Source organism: Haladaptatus sp. AB643 (assembly GCF_024136975.1).
GTDB lineage: Archaea > Halobacteriota > Halobacteria > Halobacteriales > Haladaptataceae > Haladaptatus.
The window spans coordinates 1-370 of record NZ_JAMYJW010000041.1 but is presented as its reverse complement, the minus strand read 5'-3'; the positions used below and the strand labels follow the sequence as shown (position 1 = coordinate 370).

The 370-nt window shown below is 56.8% G+C and carries 1 rRNA gene; it reads right to left on the bottom strand.

Annotated elements, in window-relative coordinates:
• Positions 1–317 precede the first annotated feature (317 nt).
• Positions 318–370 (bottom strand): 16S ribosomal RNA (locus NKF25_RS24090); the annotation flags it as partial.

Here is a 370-nt window from a genome sequence, read left to right as displayed (position 1 = left end):
CTTCCCAACCGCGTTTTCACGGGTTGGTGCATCGGTTTGTTGGGATTGATTCTTTCGTCGTGACCCACTTAAGGGGCACGGTTTGAATCGTCCCAAGCGACGGCCTTCCACGGGAGTCGAACCCATGACCGCTGTCGAACAGCGGCGCTCACCAGCGAGCGAAGGCTACCCTCCCAAAAGGGAGAGTGTAACCAGCCTTGGTAGTTCAAAGGTGCCTCGTCGGTAGACGAGTAGTGTACCGTTCGTGTGGTGCCAATCCGTCAACGAAAGTTGACGGGTTAAGGTGGGTTGGGCACGTCGGCCCAATCCCGGTCTTTAGGAGGTGATCCAGCCGCAGATTCCCCTACGGCTACCTTGTTACGACTTAAGC